The organism is Halomonas sabkhae (assembly GCF_030409265.1).
GTDB classification, from domain to species: domain Bacteria; phylum Pseudomonadota; class Gammaproteobacteria; order Pseudomonadales; family Halomonadaceae; genus Halomonas; species Halomonas halmophila.
The window spans coordinates 156,394-172,761 of the sequence record NZ_JAUFPM010000001.1 but is presented as its reverse complement, the minus strand read 5'-3'; the positions used below and the strand labels follow the sequence as shown (position 1 = coordinate 172,761).

Below are 16,368 nucleotides of genomic sequence, written 5' to 3'. Positions count from 1 at the left end.
TCACAGGATCGGTGTAGCGTTGTCGATGCACAGCACAACGGTGAATGGAATCATGAATCGGCGCGGCGCACCGCGCTCATGAAGGCCGTCATTGCACCGGCATCCTTGATGCCGGGCTCGGCCTCGATGCCGCCGGAAACATCCACCGCATGGGGAGCCACCCCGGCGATGGCTTCGCCAACATTGGTCGGCGCAAGACCTCCGGCGAGGATAACAGGTTTTGCCAGGCTTGCGGGGATCCGCGACCAGTCGAAGGTCTCGCCGGTGCCGCCCGGCACACCGGGCCGATAGGCATCCAGCAAAAGCGCCCGCGCCCCGCTGAAGCGCGCGGCTGCCGCGTCGAGATCGAGCTCGTCGCGCATGCGCAGCGCCTTGATCCAGGGACTGCCGGAGGCCGCACAGGCCGCGGGCGCCTCGTTACCATGAAACTGCAGCAGATCGAGGTGCGCCCCCGCCGCCTCGACCTCCTCGGGCGATGCATCGACAAAGAGTCCCACCCGGGTCACGAAGGCCGGCACCCGGTCGCTCAGTGCGGTCAGCCGGTCCAGCGAGATGGCGCGTTTGCTGCCCGGCCACAGCACGAAGCCGAGGGCATCGACCCCCGCCGCAACGGCCGCATCGACATCCTCGGCCCGCGTCAGGCCACAGAATTTCACCCGGGTTCGCGCGGCCCGGCTGGCATGATCAAGCATCGGCGGACTCCTGTTCATCGCCGCGCGGCTGAGCCTCGGCGGCCCCGGCATCGGCCGCGGCGCGCGCCGCGGCAAAGGCCAGCCCCTCTTCCCGACTCCGCCCGCGCAAAAGCTCGGGGCGTATGCTCGGCAAGGGGCGTTCCCCGGTCCACTCGCCGAGCAAGGCCAGCAGATTGGGGCCCAGTGGTTCAGCGGGCAGGTCCCAGGCCGCGTCATAGATCGAGTCGACGAAATGCAGGCCGTGCGCCGGAGCGGTGATATCGCCCAGCGCCCGGTTCTGCAGCGCCAGCAGACGGCCGAGATAGTCGGTGCCCTGTTCGCCACGCCCGACCCGCATCAGGGCGCCGGCAATATTGCGGATCATGTGGTGCAGGAAGGCATTGCCCTGGACATCCAGCACCAGATAGGGACCATGGCGCTTCACCTCGATGAAGTGCAGGTGGCGCCAGGGTGTTCGCGACTGACAGCCGGCGGCGCGAAAACTGGAGAAGTCATGCTCGCCGACCAGCACCTGGGCCGCTTCGTTCATGGCCTCGGCGTCCAGCGGATCACGACACCAGGTGACGTTGGCACGCTCGAGTACCGGCCGGGTGGGCTGGTTGAGCCAGACATAACGATAGCGCCGGGCCAGCGCCATGAAGCGCGCATGGAAGGCTTCATCCACCGACTTGACCCAGCGGATGGCAATGTCACCGGGCAGGTTGGCATTGCCGCCGAACACCCAGGCCTTGGCGGAGCGCGCTGCCGGCGGGTCGAAGTGCAGGATCTGTCGCGTGGCGTGCACCCCGGAGTCGGTGCGTCCACTGGCATGCAGATCGACCGGCGCACTGGCTACCCGCGACAGGGCCCTCTCGAGGGCGCCCTGGATGGAAGGCGCATGCTTGAGGCGCTGCCAGCCACAGTAATGACTGCCGTCATACTCCACGGACATGGCCAGGCGGCCTGTCAGGGGCTGGTTCTCGTCAAGACGTCGAAAAAAGCTCATGGTGCGATCGGGTCATCGGCTCGGGATTCACCAGGCGGCTGCCCGGAAAGATATGACGCCACATTATCCCTGCCAGACGCGCATAACGCCAGCCGTGGGACCGTCCTGAAAAGAAACGGGGCGCCCCTGTCAGGGCGCCCCGCGACGCACGCGCATGGCGGGCGAGCCGATTTACTGCTCGCGCAGGATCTTCAACATACGCTTGAGCGGCTCGGCGGCACCCCACAGCAGCTGGTCGCCGACGCTGAAGGCGGACAGGTATTCACCGCCCATGGCCAGCTTGCGCAGGCGGCCCACCGGGACCGTCAGGGTGCCGGTCGCGGCGGCCGGCGTCAGGCTGTCGTTGGTGGCATCCTTGTCGTTGGGGATCAGCTTGACCCAGTCGTTGTGGGTCGCGATGCGCTCCTCGATCTCGTCGAGCGGCACATCCTGCTTGAGCTTGATGGTGAAGGCCTGGCTGTGCGAGCGCATGGCGCCGATCCGCACACAGAGCCCGTCGATGGGGATCGGGTTGTCCTGGCGACCGAGAATCTTGTTGGTCTCCACCGAGCCCTTCCACTCTTCGCGGCTCTGGCCATTATCGAGCTTGGAGTCGATCCATGGCAGCAGGCTGCCGGCCAGAGGGGCACCGAAGTTGTCGACCGGGAAGTCGCCGCCGCGCATGGCCGCGGTCACCTGGCGATCGATATCCAGAATGGCACTGCCCGGATCCGCCAGCTCGGTGGCCACACTGTCACGCAGCGTGCCCATCTGGTTGAGCAGTTCGCGCATGTGCTTGGCACCCGAGCCGGAAGCCGCCTGATAGGTCATGGAGGTCATCCATTCGACCATGTCAGACTCGAAGAGCCCGCCGAGGCCCATCATCATCAGGCTGACCGTGCAGTTACCACCCGTGAAGGTCCTGGCACCACGCGCCAGCTGCTCGTCGATGACCTTGCGGTTGACCGGGTCGAGGACGATGGTGGCGTCATCGGCCATGCGCAGGGTGCTGGCGGCATCGATCCAGTAGCCTTTCCAGCCTTCGCCGCGCAGGTCGGCGTAGACCGCCTGGGTGTAATCGCCACCCTGACAGGTGATGATCACGTCCAGGGCCTTCAGCGCCTCGAGATCGTGGGCATCCTTCAGCGCGGGCACGTCCACACCGACATCGGGACCGGGCTGACCGGCCTGGGAGGTCGTGAAGAAGATCGGCTCGATACCGCTGAAATCGCCATCTTCGATCATGCGCTGCATCAGCACGGAGCCGACCATGCCACGCCATCCGACGAAACCGACTTTCAACATGTGAAGTCCTCCAGAAAAAGTGAACGATTAATACTACAGAAAAAACGATGCCGTATCAGCGCCCACCCTGCTGTCGCGATCGCGACACCACATGGCTGCCTCAGGACGCTTCCAGCGCGGCCAGCACCGCATCACCCATCTCGACCGTGGATACATACGGGCCACCCTGCGGGGCGATATCCGCGGTCCTCAGGCCATCATCCAGCACCTTGCCGACCGCCGCTTCGATACGCTCGGCGAGTGCGTTCTCGCCCAGCGAGTAACGCAGCATCATGGCCACCGAGAGAATCGTCGCCAGCGGGTTGGCCAGCCCCTGGCCGGCGATATCCGGGGCGCTGCCGTGACACGGTTCGTACATGCCCTGGCCGCTCTCGTTGAGCGAGGCGGACGGCAGCATGCCGATCGAGCCGGTGAGCATGGCGGCGGCATCCGAGAGAATGTCGCCGAACATGTTGCCGGTCACCACCACGTCGAACTGCTTGGGCTCCCGCACCAGCTGCATGGCAGCGTTGTCGACATACATGTGGGTCAGTTCGACATCCGGATACTCGGGTGCCAGGCGTTCCATGACCTCGCGCCACAGCATGGTCACTTCGAGCACATTTGCCTTGTCCACGGAGCAGAGTTTCTTGCCACGCTTCTGTGCCATCTCGAAGGCAACGCGGCCGATACGCTCGATCTCCGCCTCGGAGTAGATGTAGGTGTTGAAGCCGACGCGCTGACCATCGCGCTCTTCGATGCCGCGCGGCTGGCCGAAGTAGATGCCCCCGGTGAGCTCGCGCACGATCATGATGTCGAGGCCGGCGACCAGTTCCGGCTTGAGGCTCGAGGCCTCGGCCAGCTGCGGATACAGCAACGCCGGACGCAGGTTGCCGAACAGTCCCAGCTCCTTGCGCAGCCCCAGCAGCCCTTTCTCCGGGCGCTTGCTGATATCCTCGATCGCGTCCCACTGGGGCCCGCCCACGGCCCCCAGCAGCACCGCATCCGCCGCCCGGGCGAGATCGAGGGTACTGTCCGGCAGGGGCGTACCATGCAGGTCATAGGCCGTGCCGCCCACCGGCGCCTCCTCGACCTCGACATCCAGGCCCCGCGCCTGGCAAGCCGCCAGCACACGGCTCGCCTGAGCGGTGATTTCCGGACCGATACCATCGCCCGGGAGAACCAGAATCTTGCGTGTCATGACCAATTAATCCTTGTAAAAGCTGGAAGCTGGAAGCTGGAAGCTGGAAGCTGGAAGCTGGAAGCTGGAAGCTGGAAGCTGGAAGCTGGAAGCTGGAAGCTGGAAGCTGGAAGCTGGAAGCTGGAAGCTGGAAGCTGGAAGCTGGAAGGCAGCATGAACCCCGACAATATGGGGTCAAGGATTTTTCTTCCAGCTTCAAGCTTACGGCCGCGAAGCGGACGGTCTTCAAGCTCCCGGCGCAGCCGGGGACTTCCAGCTTCAAGCTGACGGCCGCGAGGCGGACGATCTTCAAGCTCCCGGCGCAGCCGGGGACTTCCAGCTTCAAGCTGACGGCCGCGAAGCGGACGATCTTCAAGCTCCCGGCGCAGCCGGGTCAGGCTTCGCGAAACATCCAGGGCCGCTCGACTCGATGGCGTTGCTCGAAGGCGTGAATCGCGTCTTCGTCCTTGAGCGTGATGCCGATGTCGTCGAGCCCTTCCAGCAGGCAGTGCTTGCGGAAGTCGTCGACCTCGAACTCCAGCAGCTCCCCCGACGGCGTGGTCACGCGCTGCTTCTCCAGATCCACCTCCAGCCGGTAGCCCTCATTGGCGGCGACTTCCTCGAACAGGCGGTCGACCTCGGTTTCGCTCAGCCTGACCAGCAGGATGCCGTTCTTGAAGGCATTGTTGTAGAAGATATCGGCAAAGCTCGGCGCGATGACCACGCGAAAGCCGAAGTCCTCCAGCGCCCAGGGCGCGTGCTCGCGGGAGCTGCCGCAACCGAAGTTGTGGCGCGCCAGCAGGATGCTGGCGCCCTGATAACGCGGCTGATTGAGCACGAAGTCCGGGTTGAGCGGACGCTGCGAGGCATCCTGACCGGGATAGCCCTCATCGAGATAGCGCAGCTCGTCGAACAGGTTGACGCCGAAGCCGGTGCGCTTGATCGACTTCAGGAACTGCTTGGGGATGATCAGGTCGGTATCGACGTTGGCGCGATCCAGCGGGGCCACCAGGCCGTCGAGGTGATGAAATTGCTGCATGGCTCAGGCCTCCTGGGCAGTGTCGAAATGGCGGACATCGACGAAATGCCCGGCAATCGCGGCGGCAGCGGCCATGGCCGGGCTCACCAGGTGGGTCCGCCCGCCATAGCCCTGGCGCCCCTCGAAGTTGCGGTTCGAGGTCGAGGCGCAGTGTTCGCCGGCGCCCAGCTTGTCGGCATTCATGGCCAGGCACATGGAGCAGCCGGGCTCGCGCCATTCGAAACCGGCGTCCAGGAAGACCTTGTCCAGGCCCTCTTCCTCGGCCTGGCGCTTCACCAGCCCGGAACCCGGCACCACCATGGCCAGTGCCACCGAATCGGCCACCTTGTGGCCCCTGGCGACCTTGGCGGCGGCGCGCAGATCCTCGATCCGCGAGTTGGTGCAGGAGCCGATGAAGACCTTGTCGAGACGGATATCGGTGATCTTCTGCCGCGGCGCCAGCCCCATGTAGTCCAGCGCGCGGATGATGCCGGTGCGCGCCGTGTCATCGCCGGCCTCGTCCGGATCGGGCACTTCACCGCCCACGCCGGTGACCATTTCCGGGCTGGTGCCCCAGGACACCTGCGGCTCGATATCGGCGGCATCCAGGGTGACGACCTTGTCGAACTCGGCCTCGGCATCCGACACCAGCTGACGCCAGTCGGCCACGGCGGCGTCCCACATCTCGCCACGCGGGGCATAGTGGCGGTCGCGCAGATAATCGATGGTGGTGTCGTCCACGGCGATCAGACCGACCCGGGCACCCGCCTCGATGGCCATGTTGCAGACGGTCATGCGGCCTTCCATGGAAAGCCCGCGAATGGCGCTGCCGGCGAATTCGATGGCGTAGCCCGTGCCGCCGGCGGTGCCGATGCGGCCGATGATGGCCAGCACGACATCCTTGGCGGTCACGCCCTCGCCGAGTTCGCCTTCGACACGCACCTGCATGTTCTTCATCTTCTGCGCCAGCAGGCACTGGGTCGCCAGCACATGCTCGACCTCGGAAGTGCCGATGCCATGCGACAGGGCCGCAAAGGCGCCGTGGGTCGCCGTATGCGAGTCCCCGCAGACGACGGTCATGCCCGGCAGGGTTGCGCCCTGCTCCGGCCCGACCACGTGCACGATGCCCTGGCGCGGGTCATTGATGCGGAATTCCTCGATGCCGAAGGACTCGCAGTTGTCATCCAGGGTCTGCACCTGAATCAGGGAGACCTGGTCCTTGATGCCGGCATTGCCTTCGGAACGCTCGACCAGGGTGGTGGGCACGTTATGATCCGGGGTGGCCAGGTTGGCGTCGATGCGCCACGGGCGCCGGCCGGCCAGACGCAGGCCCTCGAAGGCCTGCGGCGAGGTGACCTCGTGCAGCAGGTGTCGGTCGATATAGATGAGGGCGGTGCCGTCATTGCGCTGCTTCACCAGATGCTGGGACCACAGCTTGTCGTAGAGTGTCTGGCCTGGCATGTCTTCCTCCCGGGCAGGGCCCGCATGTTGCGTCACGGTGGGGCAGTGAATCTGCCCTTATTGAGTATGATGACAAGTGTCCCGCGGCGTGCGCATAAAAGCAATTCATGTTATTTATTTAACGCATTCCATAATGGAATAGTTAAGCGGGAGTCGCCATGGATACCCAGAGCCTGCAAGCCTTCCTTGCGGTGGCCGACAGCGGCAGCTTTTCGCGTGCCGCCGAGCAGCTGCATCTGACGCAACCGGCAGTCAGCAAGCGCATCGCCGTGCTCGAGGGGCAGATCGATGCGCGCCTTTTCGATCGCATCGGGCGGCGAGTGGCGCTGACCGAGGCCGGCCGACTGCTGCTGCCCCGGGCACGGCGCATCCTGGTCATGGTCGACGACAGCCGGCGTGCCCTGGGCAACCTGAGCGGCGATGTGGCCGGCAGGCTGACGCTGGCCACCAGCCACCACCTGGGGCTGCACCGTCTGCCGTCCCTGCTGGAGGACTACACCCACCGCCATCGCCGGGTCCGCCTGGATCTGCATTTCCTCGACTCCGAGCAGGCCTATCAGGGCGTGCTGGATGGCGAGCTGGAAATCGCCGCGGCCACCCTGTCGCCCACGCCGGAGCCTCAATTGACCACGGTACCGGTGTGGATCGACCGGCTGTGCTTCGTCTGCGCCCGGCATCACCCCCTGGCGCGCCGCCGGCAACTGGCCCTGCAGGAACTCTGCGCGCATGATGCCGTGCTGCCCGGTCCGATGACCTTCACCCGTCGCCTGGTCGAATCCCGCTTCGCGGCGGCCGGCCTCGAATTGCCGGTGGCCATCTCCACCAATTACCTGGAGACCCTCAAGATGATGACCGGCATCGGGCTGGGCTGGAGCCTGCTGCCGGAGAGCATGCTGGGAGAGGAACTGCAGGAGCTGGACGTCGACCATCCCCCCATCCAGCGACCGCTGGGCTATCTGGTCCACCGCAATCGCACCCTGTCCAACGCCGCGCGGGCCATGCTCGAGATGTTCGATGCGGCGCGCACAGCGGAGGCGCAGGCCTGGAGCCCAGGCTCGTCAGCACCGGCGAGCGAGGCGTGAGCGCAGCGGACGCCGTGGCCGACTTGAGCCACGCCGGACAGTTGCTTAGGATGCTATAAATTTCGTTGGCCTCGACCATGTCCCGGAAAGCCGATCCCGATCACTCGCCCGCCGAACGGGTGGCCTGGCGCCATGCCCTGGCCGGCCTGGCCATCGTCGCCGGCCTCGCCCTGCAGATCGCCCAGTTTGCCGGCATCACGCTCGCCCCGCATGGGGTCGGCTACCTCCTGTGGTTGAGTACCGCCCTGCTATGGCGCGACCTGCCGCCCCGCAACCGCCGCCAGGCAGGCTGGCTCGCGGCGATCGGGCTGAGCCTGTTGTTGGTCGCGCGTCTGGTCTTCGATGCCGATATCGCGTGGTGGGCCATCCTGGATGGCAATACCTATGTGGTCGCCATGCTGGTCGGGGTCAGCTTCATCGGCCTGATCGGCAACCTGCGTGGCCAGTCACGGCCGCCCGGCGGCCAGGCGATCACCGGGCGCCGCGGACTCGCCGGAACCTGGCTGGGCGTGCACCTGCTGGGCACCATCCTCAACCTGTCGACGGTCTTCATGGTCGGCGACCGCCTGCAGCGCCGCGGCCCCCTGAGCATGCCCCAACTGCTGGGGCTGAATCGCGGCCTATCGAGTGCCGCCTGGTGGTCGCCCTTTTTCGCCTCCATGGGCATCGTGATGACCCTGGCGCCCGAGATGGACTATGCCACTGTCGTCATGCACGGCCTGCCACTGGCGCTGTGCTCCGGCCTGCTGACTCTGCTGGAACTGCCCCGGCGTTTCGACCTGAGCGCCACGGCCGGCTTTTCGATGTCACCCCGCAGCCTGCTGATGCCGGTGGCCATGGCCGGGCTGGTGATGCTCTTCCACTACGGGCTGACTCCGCAGCTGTCCATCGTCAGCATCATCACCTTCCTGATGCCGAGCGTGGCCCTGGCCACCAACCTGAGCCGCGGCCCCGCCTGGACCCTGTATCGGCTGCGCCAGCATACCCTGACCCGGCTGCCGGCCATGCGCGGCGAGATTTCTCTCTTCCTGTGCGCCGGGCTGCTGACGCAGGGCCTCTCGACCCTGCTGGATGCCGCCACCGGCAGCGGCTGGACCCTGTTTGCCGACTTCGGCATCGCCCAGGCCAGCCTGAGCTTCCTGGCCATCGTGGCCAGTGCCGTGGCCGGTCTGCACCCCATCATCGGGGTCTCGGTACTGGCGTCGATGCTCGAACTGGCCCCCGGCGAGCAGACGCTGTTTGCCTTCGTGGCGCTCAGCGCCTGGGCCATCGGCACCAGCGTCGGCCCGCTGTCGGGCATCAACCTCTCACTGCAGGGCCGTTACGACGTCAGCGGCACCCGCATGATGCGCCATAACCTGGGCTATGCGCTGGTCATGGCGCTGCTGGTGGTAGCGGTGCTGTGGCTGCTGGCCGACTGAGGCGCGCGGGCATGCCTCAGCTCGGCGCACGCACGAAATAACGATGACCGCACTTGTGGCAGGGCTCGATACGCTCCACGCCGGTCAGCTCGACAATGGCATCGCAATGCACACAGGCCATGCGCCCCGGCACGGCCATTTCCCCGGCCGTGTAGTCGGCGCGCGAGGCCTCCAGGTCATCCTCGAGGCGCTCGCGCTCGATACGACTGCGGTCGGCGATCGAGAACAGCGCCTCGGTGACCGTGCGTGACAGAGCCGAGAGGTCGATGCCCAGCCAGCTGGCCACGCCTTCGCCGCCGGCGCTCAGGTAACGGCGCATCTCCTTGAGGTCGCGTTCGACCCAGGCGCGCAGCAGCGCCAGCTCATCGCGGGTGAACTCTTCCACCTCGGCCTCGAACTCGACGGCTTCATCGAGCTCATGCTGCAGGTTCTCGCGATTGAGATCCCCGGCCCCTTCCTTCAGGCGCCCCAGCATGCGTTCGTAGGCCGCCTTGAGGCGGTGATCCTGATGACGCGGATCCGGATGGTCGCTCATGACATTCTCCTCGTGTGGCGCCTGACATTCGCCGGCCCATAGCCGGAACCCGGGCTCCTGGGGTATCCTTGCTGGCCGACACATTTTCCATTTAGACGGCACGCCGTCGGTGAATCAAGCAGATTCCGCCTCGCGAAGGATCCTCCGGGTGGCCTCGGCTGACATCGACCCGCTGACGCGCGCAGCGTCGCCCGCGTTGCCCTCGACCAGCAAGGTATCCGAATACAGCGATGGACGCACAATACAAGCCCTTTGATATCGAACGCGATGCCCAGCGGTTCTGGGAAAAGCACCAGTGCTTCAAGGCGATAGAGGATGCCAGTCGCGAGAAGTTCTACTGCCTGTCGATGTTTCCCTATCCCAGCGGCAAGCTGCACATGGGGCATGTGCGCAACTACACCATCGGCGATGTGGTCTCGCGCTACCAGCGCATGCAGGGCCGCAATGTCATGCAGCCCATGGGCTGGGACGCCTTCGGCATGCCGGCGGAAAACGCGGCCATACAGAACCAGGTACCGCCCGCCAGCTGGACCCACCAGAACATCGAGGCCATGCGCGACCAGCTCAAGTCGCTGGGCTTTGCCTATGACTGGAGCCGTGAATTCGCGACCTGCGACGCGGATTACTACCGCTGGGAGCAGTGGTTCTTCACCAGGCTGGTCGAGAAGGGGCTGGTCTACAAGAAGATGTCCACGGTCAACTGGGACCCGGTCGACCAGACCGTGCTGGCCAATGAACAGGTCATCGAGGGGCGTGGCTGGCGCAGCGGCGCCCTGGTGGAACGCAAGGAAATCCCGCTGTGGTTCCTCAAGATCACCGACTATGCCGAAGAACTGCTGGCCGACCTGGACCATATCGACTGGCCCGAGCAGGTCAAGACCATGCAGCGCAACTGGATCGGCAAATCCCGCGGCGTCGAGCTGACGTTCGACACCCGCGGCGCCGGCGGCGAGGCCCTGGAACCGCTGTCGGTCTACACCACCCGGCCCGATACCCTGATGGGCGTGACCTATATGGCCGTGGCAGCGGATCACCCCCTGGCCCGGTCGGCCGCCGAGGATAACCCGGCACTGGCCGACTTCCTCGAGGAGTGCGCGCTGGGCGGCACCTCCGAGGCCGATCTGGCCACCCGCGAGAAGAAAGGCATGCTCACCGGGCATACCGCGGTCCACCCGCTCAGCGGCCGTGAGCTGCCCATCTATGTCGCCAACTTCGTGCTGATGGAATTCGGCACCGGCGCCGTCATGGCCGTGCCCGCGCACGACCAGCGTGACTGGGAGTTTGCCACCCGCTACGAGGTCCCCATCGAGCCGGTGATCGCCGATACCAACGGCCAGACGCCGGATCTCTCGGCAGGAGCCCATGTCGAGCCTGGCCCCCTGATCAACTCCGGCGAGTTCGATGGCCTCGACTTCGAGGCGGCCTTCGATGCCATTGCCGCCAGGCTCGCCGAGCTGGGGCGTGGCGAGGTCAAGACCAACTACCGCCTGCGCGACTGGGGCGTGGCCCGTCAGCGCTACTGGGGCGCGCCGATCCCCGTCAAGTACGGCCCCGAGGGCCAGACCGTGCCGCTGTCCGACGAGGAACTGCCGGTCTCGCTGCCCCTGGAGGTCACCGTCGATGCCTCGGGGTCGCCGCTCAAGAAGATGCCCGAGTTCAGCGATCTCGGCGAGGGCTGGGTGCGCGAGACCGATACCTTCGACACCTTCATGGAGTCGTCCTGGTACTTCGCGCGCTTCTGCTGTGCCGACAACGACTCGGCGATGCTCGACGAGCGCGCCGATCACTGGCTGCCGGTGGACCTGTACATCGGCGGCATCGAACACGCCATCCTGCACCTGCTGTACGCCCGCTTCTTCACCAAGCTGATGCGCGACTTCGGCCTGGTCCAGGCCGATGAGCCCTTCCAGCGTCTGCTGACCCAGGGCATGGTCATCGCCGAGACCTACTACCGCCCCACCGCCAATGGCGGCAAGCAGTGGTTCAATCCGGCCGATGTCGAGGTCAGCCGGGACGACAAGGGCCGGCCGGTTAGCGCGATCCTGGTGTCGGACGGCCAGCCGGTGGAAATGGGCGGCATCGAGAAGATGTCCAAGTCGAAGAACAATGGCGTCGATCCCCAGGCCATGATCGATCGCTTCGGCGCCGATACCGTGCGCCTGTTCATGATGTTCGCCGCCCCGCCCGAGCAGTCACTGGAATGGTCGGACTCCGGCGTGGAGGGCGCTCACCGCTTCCTGAAGCGCCTCTGGCGGCTGGTTGCCGAGCACCTCGAAGCCGGCACGCCGGGCAGCCTGGACAGCCTGGACAGCGGGTCGCTGGACGACGACCAGCGCGAACTGCGCCGCAAGACGCACGAGACCATTCAAAAGGCGAGCGACGATATCGGCCGGCGCACCACCTTCAACACCGCCATCGCCGCCGTCATGGAACTCGCCAATGCCATCGGGCGCTTCACCGATACCTCACCGCAGGGCCTGGCCGTCGCCCGTGAAGCCGTCGAGACCTGCGTGCTGCTGCTGGCGCCCATCACGCCGCATGTCTGCCATGCTCTCTGGTCCGAGCTGGGCCACGCGGAAGCGGCCATCGATGCCGCCTGGCCGACACTCGACGAATCCGCCCTGACCCGGGACAGCATCGAGCTGGTGGTGCAGGTCAACGGCAAGCTGCGGGCCCGCCTCGAGGTCGCCGCGGATGCCGACAAGGAAAGCATCGAGGCTCAGGCCATGAGCCACGAGAACGTCCAGCGGCATATCGAGGGCCAGACGGTGCGCAAGGTCATCGTGGTCCCTGGCAAGCTGGTCAATATCGTCGTCGGCTGAGCGACGGCCAAAGGAGTCTTCATGCAGCGCCGCAGCCTGCTTCGCTTCTCTCTCGCCGCCGGCGCCAGCCTGGCGCTGGCCGGATGCGGCTTCCAGCTTCGCGGCCTGGGCAGTGATGCCCTGCCTTTCGCCGAGCTGGACCTGGCCGGCCCGGATGACGCCTTCACGCGCCTGGTTCGGGAACGCCTGACGGCCTCGGGTGTCGCCGTCGGCGACGCCGCTCCCCTGCGTCTCAACCTGGGCCGCGAGACCTTTCACGAGCAGCGCCTGAGCGTGCTCAATTCGGGCTATCAGGAATACGACATGACGCTGAATGTGTCCTATTCGGTGCAACGCAGTGCGGATGATGCCTACCGCCTGGCGGAGCAGCAGCTCGAGGTCCAGGAGCGCTTCTCGATCAGCAGCGACAACCTGCTCGCGGCGGATGACAGGCGTGCCGAGGTCCGGGAGCGACTGCGCGACACGGCCGTGGAACAGCTCTTCCATCGCCTGCATGTGCTCGGCGACGCCTGAGGAGGCGTGATGAAGGTCTTTGCCGACAAGCTGGAGAATGCCCTGGCCAGTTCGCTGCCAGCGGCGGTCATCGTGGCCGGCGACGAGCCGCTGCAGCACATGGAGGCCTGTGATGCGGTACGCGAGGCAGCGCGTCGCGATGGCATCGAGGAACGCGAGGTACTGCATGTCGAGGCCAACTTCGCCTGGGGCCGCCTGACCGAGAGTGCCGCCAGCATGTCGTTGTTCGCCTCGCGCAAGCTCATCGAGCTGCGCCTCAGCGGCAAGCCCGGCCAGGAAGGCGCCAAGGCACTCAAGGAGTACGCCGACGGCATGGCGAACAGCGACAACGTCCTGCTGATCGCTTCGCCCCGGCTGGATTATCGCGAGCAGAAGGCGGCCTGGTTCAAGGCCCTGGACAAGGCCGGCCTCTTCGTCCCGGTCTGGCCGGTGGACGCCTCGCGGCTGCATTACTGGCTGCGCGACCGCGCCTCGCGCCACAATCTCGGGCTGGATCTGGATGCCGCCCGCGTGCTCGGCGAGCGTACCGAGGGCAACCTGCTGGCGGCCGACCAGGAACTGCAGAAACTGGCCCTGCTGCTGCCGCCGGGCGCTCGTGTCTCGCCGCAGCAGGTGACCGGCGGCGTGGAGGACAGCGCACGTTTCGATGTCTTCACCCTGCTGGATGCCTGCCTGAAAGGCGAGCGCTCGCGTGTTTCGCGCATCATGAGCGGACTGCGCGGCGAAGGGGTGGAACCGCCCATCGTGCTCTGGGCCCTGACCCGGGAATTGCGCCTGTTACTCTCCCTGCAGCAGCATCTCGACCAGGGGCAAAGCCTGGAACATGCCTGCAAGGCCCAGAAGCCACCGATCTTCGACAAGCGCCGCCCGGCCTACCAGCAGGCCCTGAAGCGCCTGCCCATGAAACGCCTGCATAAACTCCTGCTGTTCGCCCAGCGCCTGGATCTGGCCATCAAGGGCGCCGGCAGCATTCCGCTGTGGGATGGCCTGCATGACCTGGCATTGACCCTGGCCGGTGGACGCGGACCGCTGGCGGAGTTGCCCTCGTCGTATCGCATCGGTGCCTGATGGCAGGCCAGCATCGTCACTCCGGTACTACCACGGCAGACCGCAATTACGCAGGTGCAGGAGGCACTGGCCTTCCGCTATAATCTGGCGCATCATCGCAACCATCATCGGGCACGGATGCCTCGACTGGAGCCGACGAGAGCCGTTCTCACTCACCCTTTTCGATTGAAGGATACCCGACATGAAACGACTCACCCGCCTGCTCAGCCCATTGCTGATCGCCGCCCTGGTCCTTGGCAGTCTGCCGGCCGTGGCCGCCTCGCCACAAACGGACCTGGTCGGCACGGCCGAGGTCCTGGAGGCCAGCACCATTCAGCAGGACCGCGAACGCATCCGCGAGGTGCTTGCCCGGGAAGACGTACAGCGCCAGCTGACGCTGCAGGGCGTGGATGCCGATGAAGTGAAGTCCCGGGTCGCCGCCCTCTCGGATGCCGAGGTCAGCGAAATGGCCGATCGACTCGACCAGATGCCGGCCGGCGCCAGCGTGGTCGGCGCCCTCTTCGCCGTCTTCGTGATACTGCTGGTGACCGATATCCTCGGCCTGACCGACGTCTATCCGTTCACCCGCTGATGGCGATTTCCCCCTTGCAACAGCCGTCACGCACCATACCGGACGCCCGCCTAGCGGGCGTCTTCGCGTTGGTGCTGCTGATCATCAGCCTGAGCGGCTGCGCCACGACACCGAGCCTGTCGGCCGAGGCGTCTCGCACCCTGGCCCCCGACACGCTCATCGAGGATGTCCCCTTCCATGGCCAGCGCGAGTATCAGTGCGGCCCCGCCTCCCTGGCCATGGCCCTGGCCGCCAGCGGCGTGGACGTGGAGGTGGATACCCTGATTCCCCAGGTCTTCCTGCCCGGCAAGGAAGGCAGTGTGCAGCCGGAAATGCTCGCCACGGTGCGTCGCCAGGGGCGCATTCCCTTCCTGCTGGAAGGCGGCTTCGAGGGCCTGCTCGGCGAGCTGGCAGCCGGACACCCGGTGGTCGTGATGCAGAACCTGTCACTGCCCTGGTGGCCGGTCTGGCACTATGCCGTCGCCATCGGATACGATCGGCGTGCGCAGCAGATGATCCTGCACAGCGGCATGTCACCACGCCAGCGCACCGACTTCGACCGCTTCGATGCCACCTGGTCGCGCAGCCAACGCTGGGGCCTGGTCGCCCTGGCCCCCGGCGAATTGCCGGCGCGTATCGACGTCACCAGTGGCATGCAGGCGATCAGCAACTTCGAGGACGTCCAGGGGCCCGAGGCGGCTCTGCCGGCGTGGCAGGCCCTGGCCGAGCGGCATGACGATGCCGCGATGCCGTACTTCGCACTGGGCAATGCCCGGCACGCCAGCGGCGCTGTCGACGGCGCCATCGACGCCTTTCGCGCCGCCACGGATCGCGATCCGACGCTGGGAGCCGCCTGGTTGAATCTCGGCCTGCTGCTGCAGGCACAGGGCCAGGACAGCGCGGGCCGGCAGGCCATCGCCAGGGCCGCTGAACTTCCCGGGCCCTGGCAGGAGCGCGCCCGGCGGCAACTGGACTAAAGCAAGCAGGTAAGGAGGCCTGAAGTGAGCTACGACATCGCGTTGAAGCGAATCTATCACCCCGTCGAGCCAGAGGATGGCGCTCGTCTTCTGGTGGACCGGCTATGGCCGCGCGGCAAGCTTCGCGAATCCCTGGCGCTCACCGACTGGTACCGCGACGCCTCGCCCTCCCCGGCCCTGAGGCGGCTCTACCATGAAGGGGAGATCAGCTTCGGCGTCTTCGCCACCCGCTACCGGGGCGAGTTGCGCGATACCCCGGATAGCCTGCTGCCGCTGATGCGACTGGCCCGCCAGGGTCGCCTGACCCTGCTCTCGGCGGCTCGTGACCTGGACGCCTCGCACCTGCCGGTTCTCAAGGAAGCGGTGCTGGCGGCATTGGACGACGAGGATGCCTCCGATCGCGAGCCTGCCTCATCGCCCTGCTTTATGACGCAGGAGCATCAGCACGATGCCTGAACGCACAACCCCGGCTCGTGGCCGGGGTTGTGTGGTTCACGTCATGGTCGGCATGGATCAACGCCGAGAGCTGGCATCATAGCCCAGATCGGCGCCGCTGTTCTCGTCACTGCTGCGACGCAGGCCGCCGCGCTTGCGGTTCTCTTCCTCACAGACCTTGTCCTGGCCACCACAGACCTCACAGCCTTCCTTGAGGCCCAGATTGTTGAGACCGCCGCAGGAGCCCTGAATGGGTCGCTGTCCCAGGATGACGCCCACGGCCATGGCGGCCACGATAAGCAGCATCACTGCCAGAACAACCAGAAAAGTACTCATGGCATAGCTCCAGATTGAAAAGACATGGGG

The 16,368-nt window shown here is 66.0% G+C and carries 16 protein-coding genes; 8 read left to right on the top strand and 8 right to left on the bottom strand.

Annotated features, from left to right (window positions below; genetic code table 11):
* Positions 1 to 50: 50 nt before the first annotated feature.
* From QWY79_RS00715 to leuC, 6 genes are all read right to left on the bottom strand, one after another.
* Positions 51 to 692 carry a phosphoribosylanthranilate isomerase gene (locus tag QWY79_RS00715; RefSeq protein ID WP_290268894.1) on the bottom strand — a complete coding sequence of 214 codons (642 nt, stop codon included), beginning with the start codon at positions 690 to 692 and terminating at the stop codon, positions 51 to 53.
* The gene (gene truA, locus QWY79_RS00710) at positions 685 to 1,677 is read right to left on the bottom strand and encodes a tRNA pseudouridine(38-40) synthase TruA (protein WP_290268891.1); all 993 of its coding nucleotides are present in this window, start codon (positions 1,675 to 1,677) and stop codon (positions 685 to 687) included. The genes QWY79_RS00715 and truA overlap by 8 nt, the downstream gene beginning before the upstream one ends.
* 171 nt (positions 1,678 to 1,848) lie before the next feature.
* Complete coding sequence (gene asd / locus QWY79_RS00705) at positions 1,849 to 2,961, bottom strand: aspartate-semialdehyde dehydrogenase (protein WP_141318102.1); 1,113 nt, start codon at positions 2,959 to 2,961, stop codon at positions 1,849 to 1,851.
* Positions 2,962 to 3,061: 100 nt separating this feature from the next.
* Positions 3,062 to 4,141, bottom strand: a complete 1,080-nt coding sequence (leuB, locus tag QWY79_RS00700) for a 3-isopropylmalate dehydrogenase (protein ID WP_290268889.1) — start codon at positions 4,139 to 4,141, stop codon at positions 3,062 to 3,064.
* Between the two features lie 373 nt (positions 4,142 to 4,514).
* Positions 4,515 to 5,159: a 3-isopropylmalate dehydratase small subunit gene (gene leuD, locus QWY79_RS00695; protein ID WP_290268888.1), complete on the bottom strand. Its 645-nt coding sequence runs from the start codon at positions 5,157 to 5,159 to the stop codon at positions 4,515 to 4,517.
* Between the two features lie 3 nt (positions 5,160 to 5,162).
* Complete coding sequence (gene leuC, locus QWY79_RS00690; protein ID WP_290268885.1) at positions 5,163 to 6,599, bottom strand: 3-isopropylmalate dehydratase large subunit; 1,437 nt, start codon at positions 6,597 to 6,599, stop codon at positions 5,163 to 5,165.
* Between the two features lie 158 nt (positions 6,600 to 6,757).
* On the opposite strand from leuC, the gene QWY79_RS00685 reads away from it, so the two are divergent.
* Both QWY79_RS00685 and QWY79_RS00680 read left to right on the top strand, forming a co-directional pair.
* The gene (locus QWY79_RS00685) at positions 6,758 to 7,681 is read left to right on the top strand and encodes a LysR family transcriptional regulator (RefSeq protein WP_290268884.1); all 924 of its coding nucleotides are present in this window, start codon (positions 6,758 to 6,760) and stop codon (positions 7,679 to 7,681) included.
* 77 nt (positions 7,682 to 7,758) lie between these two features.
* Entirely contained in the window at positions 7,759 to 9,102 is a 1,344-nt protein-coding gene (locus QWY79_RS00680; protein ID WP_290268882.1) for a hypothetical protein, read from the top strand.
* Between the two features lie 16 nt (positions 9,103 to 9,118).
* Here QWY79_RS00680 and QWY79_RS00675 read toward each other — a convergent pair whose 3' ends face one another.
* Entirely contained in the window at positions 9,119 to 9,637 is a 519-nt protein-coding gene (locus QWY79_RS00675) for a zinc ribbon-containing protein (RefSeq protein ID WP_290268880.1), read from the bottom strand.
* A 230-nt stretch (positions 9,638 to 9,867) separates the two neighbouring features.
* Between QWY79_RS00675 and leuS the strand changes: the two genes are divergently transcribed.
* From leuS to QWY79_RS00645, 6 genes are all read left to right on the top strand, one after another.
* On the top strand, positions 9,868 to 12,459 hold the full coding sequence (gene leuS / locus QWY79_RS00670) for a leucine--tRNA ligase (RefSeq protein WP_290268879.1): 2,592 nt from the start codon (positions 9,868 to 9,870) through the stop codon (positions 12,457 to 12,459).
* A gap of 21 nt (positions 12,460 to 12,480) precedes the next feature.
* A complete protein-coding gene (locus QWY79_RS00665; protein ID WP_290268877.1) occupies positions 12,481 to 12,972 on the top strand; it encodes an LPS-assembly lipoprotein LptE in 492 nt (163 codons plus the stop codon).
* A 9-nt stretch (positions 12,973 to 12,981) separates the two neighbouring features.
* Positions 12,982 to 14,040 (top strand): DNA polymerase III subunit delta, encoded by a 1,059-nt coding sequence (holA, locus tag QWY79_RS00660; RefSeq protein WP_290268875.1) that lies wholly within the window; start codon positions 12,982 to 12,984, stop codon positions 14,038 to 14,040.
* A 181-nt stretch (positions 14,041 to 14,221) separates the two neighbouring features.
* Positions 14,222 to 14,611, top strand: coding sequence for a PA2779 family protein (locus tag QWY79_RS00655; protein ID WP_290268873.1), 390 nt, complete (start codon positions 14,222 to 14,224; stop codon positions 14,609 to 14,611).
* A 14-nt stretch (positions 14,612 to 14,625) separates the two neighbouring features.
* Entirely contained in the window at positions 14,626 to 15,567 is a 942-nt protein-coding gene (locus QWY79_RS00650; protein WP_290268871.1) for a PA2778 family cysteine peptidase, read from the top strand.
* A gap of 24 nt (positions 15,568 to 15,591) precedes the next feature.
* On the top strand, positions 15,592 to 16,023 hold the full coding sequence (locus QWY79_RS00645) for a DUF488 domain-containing protein (protein WP_290268869.1): 432 nt from the start codon (positions 15,592 to 15,594) through the stop codon (positions 16,021 to 16,023).
* A 57-nt stretch (positions 16,024 to 16,080) separates the two neighbouring features.
* Here the strand turns inward: QWY79_RS00645 and nqrM are convergent, their stop codons facing one another.
* On the bottom strand, positions 16,081 to 16,338 hold the full coding sequence (gene nqrM, locus QWY79_RS00640) for a (Na+)-NQR maturation NqrM (RefSeq protein ID WP_290268867.1): 258 nt from the start codon (positions 16,336 to 16,338) through the stop codon (positions 16,081 to 16,083).
* Positions 16,339 to 16,368 lie beyond the last annotated feature (30 nt).